This is a genomic window from Nostoc cf. commune SO-36, assembly GCF_023734775.1.
Taxonomy (GTDB): Bacteria; Cyanobacteriota; Cyanobacteriia; order Cyanobacteriales; family Nostocaceae; genus Nostoc; species Nostoc commune_A.
In genome coordinates this window covers 3,697,531-3,717,054 of sequence record NZ_AP025732.1, presented here as the reverse complement: position 1 = coordinate 3,717,054, position 19,524 = coordinate 3,697,531, and the positions used below count along the sequence as shown (strand labels likewise).

Genomic DNA, 19,524 nt, shown 5'->3' with positions numbered 1-19,524 from the left:
TAATGCTCAAATTTTTAAGGTCAGCAACATCCGTCTTAAGTATGAAAGTAACTCATAACTCTAGGTAGTAGCGCCAGTAGTTGGGTATGGCTATCATAAATAAATACGATTAAATATTCACCCTAGTTTGATTCACCACATCAATTCTCAGTAGCGCGTGCTGGGGATTTGCTGCTTGTCTGGGTAATCAATTAAACGTTCCTTAGCACAGTGACAGATATGAAAGCAGATCAACTCCTGAAAAACTATGCCGCAGGTGTCAGAGACTTTACTGGTGTCAACTTAAGCGAGGCGAACTTAAGGGAAGCCAATCTCAGTGGCGTAATTTTAGATAGAGCAATTTTAGATGGAGCTAATCTGAGTCACGCTAATTTAGCCCAAGCCAGTTTGATTGAGGCAGATTTAAATGGAGCAGATTTGAGCAATGCTGACCTCAGTGGTAGTAATTTAAGCGGAGCTATTTTAGATGGAGCTATTTTGGATGGAGCCGCAATGGAAGGAGCTAATTTAAGTCAGGCTGATTTGACGGTTGCTAAACTGATTGAAACCAACTTGAGTGACGCGGATTTGCAAGAAGCCAACTTGATAGCGGCAAATCTAGATGGAGCCGATTTGAGTGGTGCAGATTTAACTGTAGCTGACTTATCCCAGGCAAATCTCACTCAAGCAGATTTGAACCAGACAAATTTGAGCGGCGCAAATTTGGATGGAGCCAATATAGAAGGAACAGTCTTAGATGGGAATGTGTAATGCATTCCCCATATTCAAAATTCAAAATTCAAAACATTCTGACTGGTTCCCTGCCTAGAGGCAGGGAACCCATTCTGGGAGGCTCTGCCTAGGCTGTTGACTTTGATGAAATTTGGGCGTTTTTGACTCATACTATTAGGACTTACGCACGAGTTATGGAATAACGAACCACAGAGGCACAGAGGACACGGAGAAATCAGAGTTTGAGAGATATTTTGCGTAAGTCCTAACTATTTTTGTGTCAGGGCAAAATCTCTCTTGTGTCATTGCGAGCTTTGCGAAGCAATCGCAAAATCTCTGGGATTGCTTCTCTTCTCTACGAGAGGCTGCGCCAACGAGACGCTCCGTGAACGCTCCGCTCGCAATGACTACACATATTTTGCATGATTTGTTAACTTCTAAAAAGGCACAGAGTCAACACCCTAGGCGGAGCCTCCAGTAGCTTGACAAGAGGCAGAAGCCCACTTTAAATACATTCCCAGCCTGGAGGCTGGGAACAAAATGACACAACCCTTTGGGCTTTTCTTAGTGCCATTCCCCCATAACTGAAGTTGGGGGCTTTTGAGATTGCACCCTTAAAAAGTTTTGGTGCAGGTCGATGCAACAAAGGTGCAGGTCGATGTGACAAAGGTGCAGGTCGATGTGACAAAGATGCAGGTCGATGCAACAAAGGTGCAGGTCGATGCAACAAAGGTGCAGGTCGATGTGACAAAGGTGCAGGTCGATGCAACAAAGGTGCAGGTCAATGCAACGCCTTCCAATCAGCAACGCCTTGTCACAAGTTCTACGACGACAGGCAAAATCTTAAAACCTTTCTGCCTTAAAGCGCGTAACCTTTCATCATCATAAAATAGTTGCCAAGAACCCCATGCATACTCTAATACGGTTCAGTTAAGGCTAAAACTCTGTTATCAAAGTCAATTTTTTAACGTAGACGCTTCTCTACGAGACGCTACGCGAACGGCTTGCCGCAGGCTACCGCCTTCTCTACGAGAGGCTTTCGCCAACGCGTAGCGTCTCGTAGAGAAGGCGCAGAGGACGCAGAGAGAAGAAAGAGAAGGAAAAAATTGCTTAACTGAACTGTATTGATGCATACTCCACTTGCAAAAAAAAGTAACGTGGATATATTTTCTACGCACAAAGGTAGTACTTTGAAAAAGTTTGCTACAAGTAGTGTTATTTATCGAACAGAATTCAGCATGAATTCTGACTCCTGAATTCTTCTTCAAGATTGTCATAATTAAACAATTGACTCTCAACTATCAATGGTGAACTCTATCCTCGTTGTCACACTCTATGTCAACCCTATGACAGGGAATGATACCAATACTGGTTCACGGTTGAGTCCGTTTAAAAGCCTCACCCGTGCCTTAAAAGTAACCAAGATGCCCACGATAATTCATCTGGAATCGGGGATTTACAGCAGCGCTAATGATGAGGTGTTCCCACTGGTTATCCCTGGAGGGGCGACAGTGGTAGGTAACGAAGCTAACAAAGGCGCAGGGATCGTAATTTCCGGGAGTGGCGAGTATCAAAGCCCTAGCTTTGGTATGCAGAATATTACGCTGCTTTTGGTAGATAATGCCAGTCTTTTAGGTGTAACTGTTACCAATCCGTCAGTCAAAGGTACTGGTATCTGGATTGAATCGGCTGCACCCACTTTAGCTAACAATACTTTTAGCAGCTGTGGGCGGGAAGGTGTGTTTACCACTGGTACTGCCAAACCCACAATTTTAAATAACATATTTGTGCAAAATACTGCTAGCGGGTTAGTGATGGCAGGTCATAGCCAGGGAGAAGTAGTAGAGAATGTATTTGAAAGAAACCCCTTGGGCATAGCAATTAGTGACTTTGCCGCTCCTACGATCGCCAATAATAAATTATCAGAAAATCGCACGGCGATCGCACTTTCTCGCAACGCCCAACCTGTGCTACGTCAAAATCTCATTACTAAAAATACCCAAGGTGGTCTATTAGTCAATGGCAATGCAGTTCCAGATTTAGGCAATACCGAAGATCCCGGCGATAATATTTTTCGTGATCAAAATGAATTTGATTTGTATAATGCTACCGGAGAAAAGCTAGTTTCCGTAGGTAATCAATTCAATCCTTCTTTAATCAAAGGTTTGATAGAATTGATCCCCGCTAATGAAGTAACAGTTAACACCCGTTTTTCTGACAACCCAATAGAGTCTCCATCTCAAAAGCTCCCCTTTCCCTCTCCCCTCCCCGCGTCTCCCGAACTAGATGGGCATTGGGCAGAACCATTTATTCAGGCATTAGTGAGCATGGATTTAACTCATGTTTTTGCCAATGGTAACTATCAGCCAGATAAATCTATGACTCGCGCCCAGTATGCATCTCTGGTAGCGATCGCTTTTAACCCATTTCCCAAAATCTCGGCATCTGATTTTACAGATGTACCCAAGGATTTTTGGGCTTATAGGGCTATCCAAATCGCGGCTAGCGGTGGCTTTGTTGGCGGATTTAGCGATCGCACTTTCCGCCCCGATCACAATGTGCAACGATTACAGGTGATTGTCTCCCTAGTATACGGGCTGGGACTACCAGCAGTTGATAGTGATGTTTTAGAAGTATATAGCGATCGTCATACCATCCCCGACTATGCCCGAAAAGCCGTTGCTACTGCTACACAACAAAAAATTATCGTCAATTACCCAGATCCCAAACTACTTGCACCTTTACGGGAAGCAACACGCGCCGAAGTTGCAGTAATGATTTATCAGGCATTAGTTGCCATTGGGCGAACATCTGCGATTAAATCTGTCTATGTAGGGTTGCATTCTAGAGGTTGACAAGTAGAATAGGAAACACTGCTTATCAGCTTAGTAACTCGTGGAAAAAAACCATGTAGTTAAAAGCACGTTAGGCTAATATGCGATGGGTGACAAATCTTAGACCTATTGCCGAAAGCTAATAGCCCCATGTTAACAACACTTCCAGATACTTCTGCCAACTTAGCGATCGCCTTATTAATTAACTATAGTTTTGATCTCAGTGGCTATACTGCCAATGAGCTAGTTGAGCGTTGGCAAACGCAGTACCCCCTGAATTGGCTACACCTGGCAGTGATTGAGGCGCTATATCAAGGTCGTTATAAAGCGGTTTCCGTGCAGCAAATATTAGTATTTTGGCAGCGCCGGGATCAGGCTACATATCATTTCAACATGGAATTTGAACGGATGATTTGTAGCAAATTTCCCCAAAGCTTAACCTCATCGCTTGCACCAAGCCTATCGCCAGCGAAGAAAAACCCCACTGTAGAGATAACAAGTCCTCAATTACCACCAGCTAAAATTCGTAATGGCTATCAATACAGCAATACGGCAACTCTACAACTCAACAGTTCTGAACCAAGGACATCTTTGAGTCAAGAAGAAGAGCAGGAAGATAGAGATCATAAAACTGTCTTAAAGTCCCCTCTGTCTGGGAAATTTCCCTCTGCGAAAACCCTCCAGCTATCCTCTGCTGTCAGCCAAAGGCAAACTTCACCAGAAAGTCCATCGCCTTATTCATCAGCAAGCCATCATCAACGACAGCCGAAGCTGCTCCCACCTGCTGCTATTCATGCCCCAATTGGACAATTTACTCCCGAAAAAAGCGATCGCACTGACTCTTTTACATCTAAACTCAAAGCAATGTCTGGGGAGCAAAATTCAAGTTGGGGGAGTGGGGAGTAGGGAGCAGGGGGAGCAAGAATGCCCAATTATTAGATTTTTACTCTGCAACCAATTGCTTAAAACGCTCATCGTCGGCAATCTCATCAAAATCTAGGTCACTTGCTGCGTCTTCTTTATACTTAGGATTAAGCTCAATTGCTTGTTGCAAAGTTAACAAACATCGGTCAACTTGTCTTTGCAGTGCGTAACAGGCTGCTTTGTTGTAATGGGCACTGGCATAATCTGGCTTAATTTCTAAAGCTTTGTTAAAACTAGCGATCGCTTCATCATCGCGTCCCAATCTTACTAAAGTATAACCACGTTTATCCCAGATTTTGGGAGAATCGGGTTGGAATTCTAAAGCTTTATCTAGAGACACTATTGCTTCTTCGTATTGGTCTAATGCTACTAACGAAAGACCGCGATTCAACCAAGCAATGGCATCATCAGGCTTGATTTGTGTAGCTTTATCAAATGAGGCAAAGGCTTGCTGATGTTGTTGTAAGTTACCAAAAGCAACGCCGCGATCGCACCAAGCTTGATGATAATCTGGTTGAATCTGAATAGCTCTATCATAAGATGCGATCGCATCCTTGTAACGTTTTAACCTCCCCAGAGTTAGACCTCGTTTTAACCAAGCCACAGGTTCATCAGGTTGGATTTTAACCGCTTGATTATAAGCTGCGATCGCATCTTCATAACGCCTTTGGGAAAACAGCCCATCCCCCTGTTGTACATATTCATCAACAGTGAATTCTGGTTGTTTTTGTATTTCTTCCTTAACTTCAGAATTCACCATCTCTAAGATAGATTCAGGTGTAATTTCAGTTAGTTCTTGAAGGATGAGATCCTTTCTTTCTTGGGCATCCAATTGTAATTCAGATAGTTGAGAGACAAACTCAGTTTCTAATCTTTCTAACTTTTCTAAAATTAGAATCTTTTGTTGTTGAATATTCCATTGTAATTCTGAAAATTGCGAAGTAAACTCAGAACCAGATTTTTCTAAATTCTCAATAATTAACTCTTTGCACCTTTGAGCATCTACTTGTAATTCAGATAGTTGAGCAGTAAATTCTGACTGCAATGCTGCTAAATTGTCAACAATTTTATTTTTTTGTTCCTGAGCATCTATCTGTAATTCAGATAATTGAAATTTCAAGTCTTTATCGAATATTGCCAAATTTTCAAGTGTAATATCTTTCTGCTTTTGAGCATCTAACTGTAATTCAGATAGCTTTTCAGCAAAGTCTAACTGCAATTTGGTTAAGCTTTCAAAAGCTATATCCTTTTGCTTTTCAGCATCAGACTGCCATTCCGAAACTTGAGAAGCAAACTCAGACCTTGATATTTCTAAATCATAAACTGCTAGTTCTTGCTGTTGTTGCACACCTAACTTTAACTTAGACAAATCCTCTGCTATTATAGATGCTAAGTTTCCTAAATTATTCAGTGCTATATCTCTTTGTTGTTGAGCATCAAACTCTAACTTAGATAGCCCAGAAGCAAATTTTGACTCTAATTTTTCTACATTTTCTTGAGATGTTTTTAGTTGAGTTTCTAATCTAGTTAACACCCGTGCTTTAGCTAAATCTAGCTCAGATGTCAAGATAGATACATTCTCTTGTTCATTTTTAATTTTTTGTTGTAAAGCAGTTGTTTCCTGTTCTAATTCATAATTTATTTTTTTAGCTTCTTGAATAATATTTTCAGCCTCTTGTTTAACAGTAGTTAGCTGATTTTGCAATTCTTCCATGCCTCGTAATTGTTGCATTGCTCTATCAACAATTTCCCGGATTACCACTCGTCGCAGCAGCCATAATAAACCAATGATTGCTACTGGAAATAGACTTAATATAACTAGCCAAACATCAAGTAAAATAGTTGTACGGCTAAAAGCGCTCTTAAAATCAGATTGAATTTGCTGTTGAACTCGCTTTTCTGCTCTTAGTCGCGCTAATTCTTCCCGTTCCTGAGTCGATAACACCGGAGTAGGAGTTAGTGTCGGGGAAGATAATGGTGTAGATTGTCCACTGGCAATTCCAGGGGATAGCAGTAAAGGTAAAAATACAATAGTACTTTTTACAATTAAAGCGAAAACAGCTTGATTTTTGCTCTTCATAACAACCATCTCGGTCTGTTGGTCAGTTTTTGAAGCGGCGTGCTTCTCTCCAATCTATAACAGAATTAAGTAGTTAAATGTTGTCGAGGCACAGAGAAAGGCTGAATAATCCTTAACAAATCCGTTCTCTCGTGCCTTGCTATACGTATAATTTCAGTAGGTAAGATAGTTATATTTTTGACATTATGGTTTGTAGTAAGAACTTTAGTCCTTATTATGAACTTGCTTACCTATGATTTTAAACTTGATAGACTAGTAGGGCGTTGAATATGCAATTTCTACCTATGCGTGAAGTGTCAGGTGTCGGTACTTCGCACTAATATTAGATTATCTAGGTCAAGCGATTACTTGTCCTAAAATTCACGTAACAAAGGCGGTAAAAATGGGTCGCATAAATCCTTATACATTGCAATTGCACATTACCCGAATGTTTGAGCAAGGGCAATCATTTTTTGCTACAACTAAGGTGCAGGAATGGTTGAAAGAACGCAAACACAATCCAGAAGATTATGACATTATTTTCAATAAAAAAACTGCGCCTCCTGGTTCCAAAGAAGTGATGGTAGTGGAAATTGAATTACGCCGCAAGGATGGACAACCTGTAGACCCGTGGTTGCAAGAACAAGCGAATCTCCATGCCTAATTTTAGCAACTAGCAATTTTTCTTTTAAATTTATATTATCTTAACAGAGTTTACCAAAATCTAGCGTTCCTCATTGCGGAACGCTCTTTGTTATCTTTAATCAAAATCATCCTAATATTTGTCGGTTAAGGGGAAAAGGGGAATGGGATAGGGCAAAGAAAAAACCTTTAAGTAAATGGGCGTAAATAAATATAATATGTTCCGTCATTGCGAGTGAAGCGAAGCAATCGCAAAGTCTCTGGGATTGCTTCGCTTCACTCGCAATGACATCTTATATTTAAAATCCAAAACCGAGCATTATTAAAAATCATCCTATCGGGTGAGTCTAATGGATGAAGTCTAAAAAACATAAAGTATCGTATCTTAAGGCTATAAATGGTTGCTTGTGACACCAATTTATAGCCTCAAAAATTAGGAAATGGATGATGACTGTAAACCAAATTATTGGAGATTCACCAAATCAGATTAATGCAAAGTTTGGTAAGCGTTTTTTCGCCTGGATGATGGCTCAAAGTAGCGGCACGTATGATAAAATTGTGAGCGATCGCAAACGTTCTCTTTTTGCTAATCTTCAGGGTAAAGTGTTAGAAATTGGCCCAGGAACTGGCCCTAACTTGCCTTATTACCCTAAAGATATCCATTGGATAGGAATTGAACCGAATCCATACATGCATTCCTATCTCAAAAAACAAGCACGAAAACTGGGTTTAAACATCGACCTCCGCATTGGAAATGCTGAATGGTTAGATGCTGAAGATAATAGCATAGATACAGTTATTAGTACCTTAGTTTTGTGTTCAGTGCCGAATATAGATTATACATTACAAGCAATTTTAAGAGTACTTAAGCCAGGTGGACAGTTTCTTATTTATTGAACACGTTGCTGCACCTGAAGGAAGTTTATTACGACGCCTACAAAATACAATTAGTCCGGTTTGGAAAGTGATAGGCGATGGTTGTCATCCAGATAGAGAAACTTGGATAGCCTTAGAAAAGGCTGGTTTTAGCAGCGTTAATTATGAGCGGTTTGATGCACAATTGCCGATTGTTAGTCCTCATATTATTGGTATAGGGACAAAGTGAATTGAAGAATAATTTAGGAGTCAGAATTCAGAAATCAGAAGAAAAATATGCTTTAAACTTGTTTTTGAGACTCAGCTTGTCTACTTCACCTTCCTTGAAATCTGCTGTAAAGTTTCTGCTTCGTTGGTTGCCATCCCACGCTTTTAAGCGTGGGTTTCTCCAGTCTGCTAAAATCAGATATTTTATGGATTCTCGCGTAGGAAAGTGGCAATCTCATCTAGTTCCTGCTGATTGAGACGAAATTCACCAGCACCGATAATTCCTTCTACCTGCTTTGGATTGCGCGCCGCCAACGATCGCAGCAGTCACCCCTGGATTGTTTAAAGTCCAAGCGATCGCTACCTCACCCGGTGAGCGATGATCGTGTTGTTGAGCAATGTGCTGCAACACCTCGACCAGCTTCAGGTTACGAGATAGACGCGGCTCCTGAAACTCATCACTCTTCTTGCGCCAATCATCATCTGCTAAATTGGCAATTCGCTCAGGTGTCATCTTTCTGTGAGCAACCCAGATTGCATTGGCGAATATACAATTACACCTATGTTATTTCCCTTACAAAAAGGTAGAATTTTCTTATCTACATCGCGCTTCACCAGTGAATAAGGTGGTTGCAATGAGGTAACTGGTGCAATCTCCTGGACACGTTTCAACTGTTCTACATTGAAGTTAGAAACCCCAATATAGCGAACCTTCCCTTCATCCTTAAGCTTAGAGAGAGTTGTCCAACCTTCTTCAATGTCTGAATCAGGGTTGGGCCAATGAATCTGATAGAGGTCGATAGTTTCAATGTCGAGTCGGCGCAAACTTGCTTCAACTTCCCGCCGCACAGAATCCGCCTTGAGGCTGCGACCGATTTCGCCCTTCTCATCCCAAATCATCGAGCATTTAGTGAAGATGTAGGGGCGACTAGATCGACCTTTGAGTGCCTGAGCAACAACCTCCTCGGAATGCCCCAGACCGTAAATAGCTGCGGTGTCAATCCAATTAACACCCAGATCGAGAGCGCGATTGATCGCTGCGATGGAGTCCTGGTCATCCTGGGTTCCCCAACCAAAAGCCCACCCGCTTCCACCAATCGCCCAAGCACCAAAGCCAATTGGGGTAATATGAAGTTCCGAATTACCAAGTTGTTTGGTTTGCATATCTACTTGCTTCAAGAATCTTTGAGACAATTGCTACTTTAAGCTGCAAATATTTTCTCAACAGCTATCTGAGGTGTGAATTACTACTGTTGAAAACACAACACTCAAGTACGAATGGCACTAAGATAAGTCCAAAGCCTTGTGTTGCATTTCTCACAAGCTCAAGGTGTTTGATGGAGCAGAAGAGAAGTAATGAGTAATGAGTAATGAGTAAAAACTTCTTACTTAGGGACTTGCAAGAAAATAAAGTACCAGCTAAACAGGGACAATAGTAATATCCCATTTGGGTAATGTTTCAGAACGCTGCCATTGGGGTTGGTATTGTTCTAACTCTTGCGAGAGAACCTTGATTCCTTTGTGATATGTGGTTTGAACCAGATGTACAATGGGAGCAATTCCTTTCCAAGTCATATTGGCGGCCCATTGTGCTGCGGCGGCAACAGAATCTAAAATCGCACCATTCCAATAGTTCTCCAAGGCAGCCCAACACCGCTCTATTGGATTGTACTTGCTATGGTAAGGGGGATAATAAATCAGTCGAATTTTTAAATTAATTGCACAAGACAACTCAACCATGCGTTTGATAAATTGTGTGCGGTTACTGCGAGTAGCGGCACCGCCATCAAGATCAATCACCCACTCATCAAGTTCCAGGTAATTGTGTTGATTCTCATGCCACCAAGCGGTTAAACAATCGACGATAAAATCACTGGTTTCCGCCGACTGACCCAAGTAAATCGATAGCTGGTCATTATGTGTATTGAGAATGCCAAAGGGAACTAAGACTGATGACCACTGTGTATCGTGGTCATCAGCAGCTTTCGCCTCCATTGTCCGAGCTTTACCGCCTCTAGAAAGGTTGCCAATCTTCACCTTAGCTTTAGTATCTATAGACACTACGCAAACGATTTGGGGTTTTCATCTGATGCCTGATTCTCCCGGAACACATTCTCGAAAATGGCATCAGTTTGCGGAATCTTTTTCAAGGGTTTCGTTTTTTGTGTTTTTTTAGGCGATACCCTAAGCGATTGAGAATTTCTCCACAAGTTTGACGAGATGGCAATTCGCTCTCGTTATAGCCATGAACACTTACTAATGCTTCTCTTACTGCTCTGGCACTAATGCGGGCATACAGAAAGGTCGATTGAAATTTAGGGTCGGCTTGAGCTTGAGCATCCACCAATGAACGAATATCTGCTTCTAAGTTGGGCAATACCTCAATACTATTGTGTCGTCCCCTTGCCTGATAATTCTCTACACAGACTATCCCCGTCCGCCTTTCATGCAAGCCGAGTTGCACACTCTGGCGATTCCATCCCATAACGGTTTCTGCAATGCGTGCTGAACTATCGAAGTAATCTTCGGTAACTTTTGCCATGAAATCTCGTTTGCGATTGCTAGTCAGTTTCTGTGCTGCATCTTTAAAGGTCGATTTGATGGTGTCGGTGAGCATGAATTGAGGGATTCCCATTCTAGATATTTAAACTAGGCGCGGACAGTTCACCGCTTCTTCTCTTCTAGAATGGCTGGTATTTTATTTTCTTGCAAGTCCCTTACTTCTCCCCGGCACTTGCACAGGCTTTAAGAGGTGTGGTGAGAAATCCGGGCTTGTGTTGCCTCGTTCCCAGGCTCCAGGCGGGAACGCATTCTGGGAGGCTCCACCTCTGGATCAAGAAAGCTACGGTGTACACACAAGTCTTCTAGAGTTGTTGCGTAACATAGGGAAGGTTAATTTTTGCAGGTCGATGCATTAAAGGTGCAAGTCGATGCATTAAAGGTGCAGGTCGATGCATCAAAGGTGCAAGTCGATGCATTAAAGGTGCAAGTCGATGCATCAAAGGTGCAGGTTGATGCATCAAAGGTGCAGGTCGATGCATTAAAGGTGCGGGTCGATGCATTAAAGGTGCAGGTCAAGAAACTTGTGTGTACACCATAGGGTCAAGAAAGAGGAGGCTGCTGCCTCTTGGAATACATTCCCAGTCTTCAGACTAGGAACGAGGTTAAACAAGCCTTTCGCCTTTTCTTAGTGCCATTCACTCAAGTACTAGGATTAAATTTTGTGTTGATATCCACTGCTCATACATTAGACTTGTTCAAAAATAAGCTAGAAAACATCTAATTTGCATAATCGAATAAATATAACTTTGGGCATGGAGGGGGTCATTAGGCATTAAACATTAGACATCTCCAGAAATTAAATATGCGTTACCCAGAAACCTTGTAGAGACGTAGCAGTGCTACGTCTCTACATTCTTTTTCGGAGATGTCTATTAGTTATTCCACTCTTGCTTCCCCTGCTCCCCACTCAATACGGATTTGAATCAATCCGTCCCTTCTTAACACTCCTGAGATAGTACCCAGAAGTTGGTCGGTTTTTAAGATTAAAAGGTGTCGCCACTGCGAACTTTCCAAATTTTGTAATTGGAAAAGGTCAAAGGCGTTCGGGGTTCACATACTTCCGGCAGATGATTGCCAAGTACAAAGTATGCCGCACCCCTACCCATAACTTTCACCAAACCGTTTCTATCGACAAGAACCGATGTACTTTCACTAACCGCTATACCTAAAACACTGCTAGATACACCATCCTTAATTTGACGGGCAATGAAAGTCATAATTCTACCCATTCTTTCCCGCCTATCGAAGTGTGTATCTACGATAGTTCCTTTCAAATTACTCCAATTGAAAAAGTTGTAAGTAAAAGTAATATCTCGGTAAGGATCTTCAAGTGCATCTCTAGTTTCAATGCCCTTTTCAGAAGAAGCGCAAGCATCATAGACACAATCACTTTGGATCATTGCACCCGCACTTGTGCCACCAATACCACCTCCCTTAAGGTAAACTGACTTGACGGCAGCCTCAAGCTTGGTATCTTTCCAGTTGCGGATGTATTGACATTGGTCGCCGCCAGCAAAGAAAACTACATCAGCATTTTTGACTTTTTCAAAAATCTCGGCTTTGTTTGCTTCTTGTCTATTGCGAACCAAAAGAGTTTCCACTGATTTTACGCCTTTCATGGCATAAATTAGCCGATTGTAATCGTGAGTACCACTAGTGCGAAGAACTACAACATTAACTCTATTATCGGAGTTACTACTTCCTCGAACTTGGTTAATCATCCACTGAATAGCATCATCGACATCGGGGCCACCTCCACCCAAACTCAGGACTGGCCCCCATTAAGGAAGGACGGACATCAAGGGAGGAGGAGGGACGGACATCAACATCAACATCAACAGTGTCACCCAGAAAGTAGCGTTTCCAGTTTTCGATAAAACGGGTTATTAGAGAGGTTCCCATCTTCAACAACTTGATTCCTGTATTTTTCAAGCGCCTTGCTATGCTTGGGAATGCCTTTGTCATACTAAGCTTCTGGACAAACTGCAATTATTGCTAGGCTATGACGCATCTTAATTGCTTATTTATTCGTGAAATTTGTCCATTGTCATTAGTCATTTATCAGTCATCCTTTGTAAATAATCAATAACAAATGACAGTCTTAACGAAAAATATGCAATCTAAACGCGCATTAGCTTAACTGTCGCACTAGAGAGGGTAAAATTTCCAGCGTACAGGTCTTGTACTGTTTTTTAATCTCTACGCTACTATGCGAAAATCTACACATTGGTTGTGTCCTTTATAGCGCTTCTCTTTTAGATACAATGCACACGGAAAGATGGTAAAAGCATTTTCCAAGTAGATCCTCGTAAGTTACAGCACTTCGCAACTAATGAGGTACAGAACCAAGGATTCACAAATCAAATTATTCTTCTTCCATCCTGCCTTGTCTACGACACGCTGCGCGATCTGCCTTCTGCCTCAAAACCAGTGACTTTGTACCTCATGCAAAAGAAAACTGCTGTAACCTAGTTTTGCTAGCCTACTACCAGGCAATTTGCGATCGCTCTTCCACAACTCGCTGATAAACTTGATCGGTTTGCTTGGCTAATTTGGGCCAGCTAAAGCGTCGCTCTAAATCTTCATAAGCATTATCCACCAGCCATTGCCGATATCCGGGATTTTTCAACACTTCCAAAATTCCCCAAGCTAAAGAATCAGAATTGTTTACCCAAGTCACAATACCTGTTTTAGTATGTTGCACCACTTCTGGAAAACCGCCAGTATCAGAAACTACTACAGGAACACGAGAAGCAAAGCTTTCTAAAGCCACAATTCCAAAGGGTTCGTAAAGGCTAGGAAAAACAGCACAGTCAGCGACAGTTTGGAATCTATCTAAGTATCTATCAGAGAGAAAACCTGTAAAATAACAATGATGCCAAATTCCCAAATCCCAGGCTTGGCGCTTGAGATGGTCAGTATTGCCGCCGCCAACAATTACAAATTTAACGTTACCTCCCATTTGGGAAAGAATCTTAGGTGCGGCATTGAGCAATACAGGTATACCCTTTTCGTAAGTCATGCGACCGAGGTAATAAACTATTTGCTCATGATCTGTGGCGAATTGGCGGCGAAAATCCAGAGCATGAAAATCTACGTGATGCTGTTTCTTTTCGGCTCGGATACCGTTATAAATGACATCGATTTTATCCCAAGGACTATGTAGCGCTCGTTCTACTTCTTGGCGCATATAGTCGCTACAAACAATAATCCGCCAAGCATTGTCAGCCAGTAAGGTTTCTTTACCATTTATATAGCCTTGAATGTCTGTGTGAATACCGTTGTAGCGTCCGTATTCGGTAGCGTGAATTGTGGCAATGAGTGGTATTTTAAAATTATGCTTAAGAGCGATCGCCGCATCTCCCACTAACCAATCATGGGCATGAATTAAATCAAACGGCCCTTCCTCCAAGATCAACTTTCCGCCGTGATCTCCCATACTCAGGTTGAGATTTACTACCCAGTGGAAAAAGTCGTTGCTATGTGGAACTGGCACTCGATGCACCTTTATTCCCTCAACCACCTCGTACATCGATGCCTGACCAAATTCTGCTGTAATCAGGTGAATTTCATATCCTAGCTTTACCAGTTCTGGATACAACTCTGCGACGTGCCGCGCAATTCCCCCAACAATCCTTGGTTGAAACTCCCAACTCAATACCAGTATCTTCATCTACTAGACTCCCCGATACTTTACAAATATCTAAAAAACTACATTTACCTAAAAATACAAGTCTGGCGAATGCAGTGAGTACTTTTACTAAAATTTTTAGATTTTTTAACAGTTATTTTTTTTAAGCTTATCAACTCTGGGCGATGAGTGGGAAGTAAGGTATAATTCGTGATTTGTTTTTTGGCTTTTTTCGGCAGCTGTTTTAGTTGGGTGAAATTTTGCTTAACAAACATAATTTTTGGGCTAGTTAGCGATCGCATTAGAGAACTCCACAAAAAAAATGATCCAATAGCTATGTGGGTTTAGCAAAAATTTCTACAAACCATTTTCTGAGATTGGGGAGGCGGTGAATCTGTGTTTCAATTTCTGCCATAGCGGAGGTAGTAAGTTTAACTCCTGTAGAATAAACTGTTTCTACCAATGTGACCACCGGATTTTTACCCTTAAATGTGAGAGTTTGGGCGAAATTCAGTACAGTCTCAACAGTGTCAAGTAAACTACCATTCCAATGCTGTTCTAACCAGCCAAAACAACGTTCTATCGGGTTATATTTGCTATGATAAGGCGGATAATAAGCAAGTTGTAACGTCAGTTGAGATGATGTACCAAAATCTACAATCCGCTTCATAAATTGAGTGCGGCGAGAATTATTTTCAGGTCCATTATCCTGATTAATCACCAGTTTTTGAATATGAGCAAATCTGTGTTTGACAGTTTGCCACCAGCTTTCAAGCAAATCAACAATACAATCAGCGGTTAATTTGGAAGAAACAAAGAATAAAAATAACTCGTTGTATTCAGGTATAAAAATGCCGTAGGGAATCAGAGTTATCTCCGTCGGGAAGTCGTGGTCTACTGAGATGGTTGGCATTCGATTTTTACCCCCACGGTCAAATTCTCCAATCTTAACTGCTACCTTAGCATCAATGGAAATTCGCAGAGTATGAGGGTCATTGTCAGCTTCACTATTAATTTGTTCAACTTGTTCAAAAATCGCTTCTGTTTCGGGAATTTTCTTGATAGGCTTGGTTTTCAGAACTCTTTTTAAGGTATAGCCTAAATCATTCAATTTTCGTCGAATTGTTTCTGATGAAGGTAGTTCTTCCTCTGTGTAACCAAATTGTTCAATTAGTTGACGACGGACTTCGCTTGCCGTCATGCGTGTATACAAACGTATACTTTTAAAACTGGGGTCAGTTTGACTTTGTGGGTCTACTAACGATTTTATATCCCTCAACAAGTTTGATAATTTTGCTTCAGCCCGCTTGCGTCCACTACGCCTGAAACCATCAATAAAAGGCTGACCACTCTCTAACTCCTGCATCCCTTTACGGATAGTGCGCCTATTCCATCCCAACTCCCTTTCCGCCACAGTTTGTCCACCTATTCCCAAACCTTTGACTACTTCTGCCATGAATTGTCTTCGGTCACTTCCCTTGAGTTTTTTCGCTGTTTTGATGTACAGAGATTTTAGGTGCGCGGTGAGTTGAATGATAGATTTTGGATACATGAGCTAGACTGCACACTGAATTTATCTTTCTCTTATCATAGGATCAATTATTCTGTGGAGTTCTCTTATTGATTATTGCCCCACATCCTTCTTGCTCCCTGCCCAATATGCAAATTCTCTCGCTCCTTCACCAAACAAGCTGTTTGAGATCATAAAACTTTGTATGCTGAATTAATAGGTCTTAATAGTTCTTTTAAAACTGGTGCAAGAAGATTTTAGGCTAATTGTTGATTTGGTTTTAGTTCTAGGCGTTGCCGCCTGTGGTGGTTTGTTGGCGGCGCTTTTGCGACAACCCGTGTTGCTTGGATATCTGATTGGCGGGATGATCATTGGCCCAGCCGGACTGGGATTAATTAAAGAACTTATTCAAGTAGAGACTCTGGCACAGTTCGGGGTTGCCTTTTTGTTATTCGCCTTGGGTGTGGAATTTTCCTTAGCGGAACTCAAAAAGGTAAAAGCGATCGCTCTTGGCGGTGGTGGACTCCAAATTGCTCTAACGATTTTGGTGACAGTTGTAGTATGCGGGTTAAGCGGAGCCTGGGGAGCTTTACCTGCGAAGGGGATGTTTTTGGGGTGTATTCTGTCTTTGTCTTCCACGGCGGTTGTCCTCAAGTGCTTGATGGAGCGCAACGAAACTGAAACGCCGCACGGACAAGTAATGTTGGGAATTTTGGTGGTACAGGACTTGGCATTAGGATTAATGTTAGCAGTCTTACCAGCCCTCAACCAACCAGCAGAAACCATTGGTATTGCTGTGCTGACAGCGCTGCTGTGGATTGCTTTATTTGCTGCCGGTGCAGTAGCTGCGGGAATTTGGCTGATACCGCCTTTGTTGCGACTGTTAGCCCGGACTGAAAGCCGAGAACTATTTTTATTAGGAGTTGTAGCCCTGTGTTTAGGAATTGCCCTGTTAACAGAGTATTTAGGATTGTCCATTGAAATGGGGGCATTTGTCGCCGGTTTGATGATTTCTGAGGTGGAGTACGCCGATCAAACCTTGACTTATGTCGAACCACTGCGAGATATCTTTGCCAGTTTATTTTTTGCCGCCATTGGGATGTTAATTGACCCAGTGTTTTTGTGGAACAACCTGGAATTGATTTTAGCGTTGGTGGCAATAGTTTTCGTAGGTAAGTTTTTAATTATCACGCCCCTAGTAAAATTATTCCGCTACCCTTTGAAAACAGCGATAATCGCCGGTTTGGGACTGGCGCAAATTGGGGAATTTTCCTTTGTTCTCGCCAGCAAAGGGCAGTCTTTGGGGCTGGTGTCTCGGCAGATATACTTATTAATTTTGGGAACCACCGCAGTCACTCTCATGCTTACTCCCTTTGTATTGCGGTTAGTGCCATTTTTATTTAACTTTGCCGAATCAATGCCCTGGTTGAAACCGTATTTACAAGAAGATGAGGTACGGGATGTGTCGGAAGATTTGCCCTTCAAAGATCATCTGGTAGTCTGCGGTTATGGACGAGTCGGCAAAAATTTAGTGAAGTTGTTGCTGCAACACGACATACCTGTGGTGGTAATTGACCAATCAGAGAGTAGAATTCAGCAGTTGCGTGAGGCTGGGGTGTCTTATGTCTATGGCAATTGCGTAAGTTTACACGTTCTGGAAACCGCCGGGGTGAGTCATGCCAAAGGAATGGCGATCGCACTTCCAGACCCCATGAGTACCCGTCTTTGCTTGAAACGCGCTTTGGAATTGCGCCCAGAATTAGATTTGGTTGTCCGTGCTACCCAGGATAAAAATATTGAAGTGCTGTATCAATTGGGAGCAAAAGAGGTTGTACAACCAGAGTTTGAAGCCAGCTTAGAAATGGCAACTCATTTATTAACTAGTTTAGGTTTGTTGTCGTCAGCTGTCGTGCAACAAGAAATGCAGCAAATCCGCAACGATCATTATTTAGATTTTCGCCCAGAGCGTTCTGCGACTGAAGTTGCTCGTGATTTGCGCCAAGCTACGCGTGATTTAAATCAGCGCTGGTATCCTTTACCAGATGATTCGCCCTTAATTGGCATGAGCATAGAAGAAGCAGATATGCGCTATCTAACAGGAGCGAGTTTAATGGCAATTCGCCGCGCTAACGGCGATGAAATCGATTATCCCAATAATCAAACCAAATTGGCAGAAGGCGATCGCTTGCTGGTAGTGGGAGCAGATGAAGAACTGGCGGCTTTAGCAGAATTCGCTAAGGGACAAGCTGCTGTTCCTGGAGAAAATAGTGCTTGCCAGTGGGTTACAGTCAATGCAGATACGCCAACGCTTGGTAAAACCCTTGCAGATTTAGATATCGCCAAGCAATATGGAGTACAGGTACAAGCAATCCGGCGAGATGGTAAGTTTATTCGCTATCCTGATGGCGGTATGGACTTGCGAGTTGGCGACCAAGTATTATTATGTGGTGGCTTGACAGGTCTGAGTCAACTAGAAGGGTTATTTGCGATCGCCACTTCAGTACCCCTTTCTCTTCCAGTGGTAAAAGCTGCCTCAGCAGAAGCGCTCAAAGAGTTTCTGCCTATGGATAATTTGTCGGATTAATCATTAGTCATTGGTCATCAGTTTTTCCCTGTCAGATTTTCTGCATAATCTGGCGCCTTTTCTGCATAATCTGGCCGTTTTTCTGCATACCCAGTTGGATTTGCTTGATAAGCTGTTGGTTTTGCTCCCTAATCTGCTGGGATTTCTGTATGGAGAGCCATAATTCCTCTCTAATGAACAACTTATCTGAGAGGAACAGCTTTGCAAGAGTTGCAATCCGCTTTACTTCTAGATTTTCAGTTTGCTCTTGAAAGCAGACACGATCGCGTCCTGCTGCCTTTGCTTGATACAATGCTCTATCCGCCGCCACAATTATTTTTTGAAAGCTAGAGTTAAATGTTGGAATTACTGTAGCTAACCCAGTACTCACGGTTACATAAGAACTAATTTGTGAATTTTCATGGGAAATTGCCAGTTTCCGTACAGCAAAGCAAATTTTTTCTGCAATGTGAGCCGCACCAAGTATGTCTGTATTAGACAAAATTACAGCAAATTCTTCCCCACCATAACGGGCAACTAAATCAGCAGGACGTTGAACAACATCTTTGATGGCTCTAGCAATTTTAATAAGACAGCGATCACCCATTGGATGACCATAGGTATCGTTGTAGGATTTGAAGAAATCTACATCAACAAGGATGAGGGAGAGGGGCTGTTGTGAGCGTGTCATGCGCCGCCACTCAATATGAAGATACTCTTCAAATCGCCGGCGGTTAGCTAGTTGAGTTAAAAAATCGATAGTAGCTATAGTACTTAATCGCTGCAATTCTTCATTCTTCGCTTCTAGTTTTTGCTGAAGTTGGCGACGCTCTAGTTCTTGGCTGGCTACCAAAAACTTATATTCCAAATTGCTTAAGCTTTTGCCCTCTGCCCAGTCCTAAAGCCTCTTGCAATGCCTGCCCCCGCAGTAAACATGACTCATCTTGATAGCCGGATGCTAGCCAAGAACTAAATATTTGGCAATAAGAAGGGAGATTGTCTAAC

17 protein-coding genes and 1 pseudogene are annotated in these 19,524 nt (G+C 42.2%); 8 read left to right on the top strand and 10 right to left on the bottom strand.

Features of this window, described 5'->3' with window-relative positions; all coding sequences use genetic code 11:
- The first annotated feature begins 219 nt into the window (after window positions 1-219).
- The 4 genes from ANSO36C_RS16725 (at window position 220) to ANSO36C_RS16710 (ending at window position 4,451) form a co-directional block, all read left to right on the top strand.
- Window positions 220-750 (top strand): pentapeptide repeat-containing protein, encoded by a 531-nt coding sequence (locus ANSO36C_RS16725; protein ID WP_190943176.1) that lies wholly within the window; start codon window positions 220-222, stop codon window positions 748-750.
- A 585-nt stretch (window positions 751-1,335) separates the two neighbouring features.
- Complete coding sequence (locus ANSO36C_RS16720; RefSeq protein WP_251955446.1) at window positions 1,336-1,599, top strand: hypothetical protein; 264 nt, start codon at window positions 1,336-1,338, stop codon at window positions 1,597-1,599.
- A 416-nt stretch (window positions 1,600-2,015) separates the two neighbouring features.
- Complete coding sequence (locus ANSO36C_RS16715) at window positions 2,016-3,566, top strand: DUF1565 domain-containing protein (protein ID WP_251955445.1); 1,551 nt, start codon at window positions 2,016-2,018, stop codon at window positions 3,564-3,566.
- A gap of 129 nt (window positions 3,567-3,695) precedes the next feature.
- Window positions 3,696-4,451, top strand: a complete 756-nt coding sequence (locus ANSO36C_RS16710) for a hypothetical protein (protein WP_251955444.1) — start codon at window positions 3,696-3,698, stop codon at window positions 4,449-4,451.
- Between the two features lie 37 nt (window positions 4,452-4,488).
- Here the strand turns inward: ANSO36C_RS16710 and ANSO36C_RS16705 are convergent, their stop codons facing one another.
- Window positions 4,489-6,549 (bottom strand): tetratricopeptide repeat protein, encoded by a 2,061-nt coding sequence (locus ANSO36C_RS16705; RefSeq protein ID WP_251955443.1) that lies wholly within the window; start codon window positions 6,547-6,549, stop codon window positions 4,489-4,491.
- Between the two features lie 382 nt (window positions 6,550-6,931).
- Between ANSO36C_RS16705 and ANSO36C_RS16700 the strand changes: the two genes are divergently transcribed.
- The 3 genes from ANSO36C_RS16700 to ANSO36C_RS16690 all read left to right on the top strand — a co-directional run bounded on the left by ANSO36C_RS16700 (window position 6,932) and on the right by ANSO36C_RS16690 (window position 8,275).
- Complete coding sequence (locus ANSO36C_RS16700; RefSeq protein WP_251955442.1) at window positions 6,932-7,192, top strand: hypothetical protein; 261 nt, start codon at window positions 6,932-6,934, stop codon at window positions 7,190-7,192.
- Window positions 7,193-7,614: 422 nt separating this feature from the next.
- Window positions 7,615-8,067, top strand: a complete 453-nt coding sequence (locus tag ANSO36C_RS16695; protein WP_251955441.1) for a class I SAM-dependent methyltransferase — start codon at window positions 7,615-7,617, stop codon at window positions 8,065-8,067.
- Window positions 8,045-8,275: a hypothetical protein gene (locus ANSO36C_RS16690; RefSeq protein ID WP_251955440.1), complete on the top strand. Its 231-nt coding sequence runs from the start codon at window positions 8,045-8,047 to the stop codon at window positions 8,273-8,275. Before ANSO36C_RS16695 ends, ANSO36C_RS16690 begins: the two co-directional genes overlap by 23 nt.
- Before the next feature lie 243 nt (window positions 8,276-8,518).
- On the opposite strand, the gene ANSO36C_RS16685 is transcribed toward ANSO36C_RS16690, so the two are convergent.
- The 8 genes and pseudogenes from ANSO36C_RS16685 to ANSO36C_RS16645 form a co-directional block, all read right to left on the bottom strand.
- On the bottom strand, window positions 8,519-8,767 hold the full coding sequence (locus tag ANSO36C_RS16685; RefSeq protein ID WP_251955439.1) for an aldo/keto reductase: 249 nt from the start codon (window positions 8,765-8,767) through the stop codon (window positions 8,519-8,521).
- The gene (locus tag ANSO36C_RS16680; protein ID WP_251955438.1) at window positions 8,764-9,417 is read right to left on the bottom strand and encodes an aldo/keto reductase; all 654 of its coding nucleotides are present in this window, start codon (window positions 9,415-9,417) and stop codon (window positions 8,764-8,766) included. The genes ANSO36C_RS16685 and ANSO36C_RS16680 overlap by 4 nt, the downstream gene beginning before the upstream one ends.
- 255 nt (window positions 9,418-9,672) lie before the next feature.
- Window positions 9,673-10,314 (bottom strand): ISAzo13-like element transposase-related protein, encoded by a 642-nt coding sequence (locus ANSO36C_RS16675; RefSeq protein WP_251955437.1) that lies wholly within the window; start codon window positions 10,312-10,314, stop codon window positions 9,673-9,675.
- An 85-nt stretch (window positions 10,315-10,399) separates the two neighbouring features.
- Entirely contained in the window at window positions 10,400-10,888 is a 489-nt protein-coding gene (locus tag ANSO36C_RS16670) for an ISAzo13-like element transposase-related protein (RefSeq protein ID WP_251955389.1), read from the bottom strand.
- 229 nt (window positions 10,889-11,117) lie between these two features.
- Window positions 11,118-11,315, bottom strand: a complete 198-nt coding sequence (locus ANSO36C_RS16665) for a hypothetical protein (protein WP_251955436.1) — start codon at window positions 11,313-11,315, stop codon at window positions 11,118-11,120.
- Window positions 11,316-11,722: 407 nt separating this feature from the next.
- Window positions 11,723-12,780: pseudogene (locus tag ANSO36C_RS16660) on the bottom strand (cyanophycinase).
- A gap of 520 nt (window positions 12,781-13,300) precedes the next feature.
- On the bottom strand, window positions 13,301-14,488 hold the full coding sequence (locus ANSO36C_RS16650; protein WP_251955434.1) for a glycosyltransferase family 4 protein: 1,188 nt from the start codon (window positions 14,486-14,488) through the stop codon (window positions 13,301-13,303).
- 292 nt (window positions 14,489-14,780) lie between these two features.
- Window positions 14,781-15,980: an ISAzo13 family transposase gene (locus ANSO36C_RS16645; RefSeq protein WP_251960248.1), complete on the bottom strand. Its 1,200-nt coding sequence runs from the start codon at window positions 15,978-15,980 to the stop codon at window positions 14,781-14,783.
- Between the two features lie 220 nt (window positions 15,981-16,200).
- Here ANSO36C_RS16645 and ANSO36C_RS16640 point away from each other — a divergent pair, with 220 nt between their 5' ends.
- On the top strand, window positions 16,201-18,540 hold the full coding sequence (locus ANSO36C_RS16640; protein ID WP_251955433.1) for a cation:proton antiporter domain-containing protein: 2,340 nt from the start codon (window positions 16,201-16,203) through the stop codon (window positions 18,538-18,540).
- Between the two features lie 31 nt (window positions 18,541-18,571).
- Here ANSO36C_RS16640 and ANSO36C_RS16635 read toward each other — a convergent pair whose 3' ends face one another.
- Entirely contained in the window at window positions 18,572-19,372 is an 801-nt protein-coding gene (locus ANSO36C_RS16635; RefSeq protein ID WP_251955432.1) for a diguanylate cyclase, read from the bottom strand.
- Window positions 19,373-19,524 lie beyond the last annotated feature (152 nt).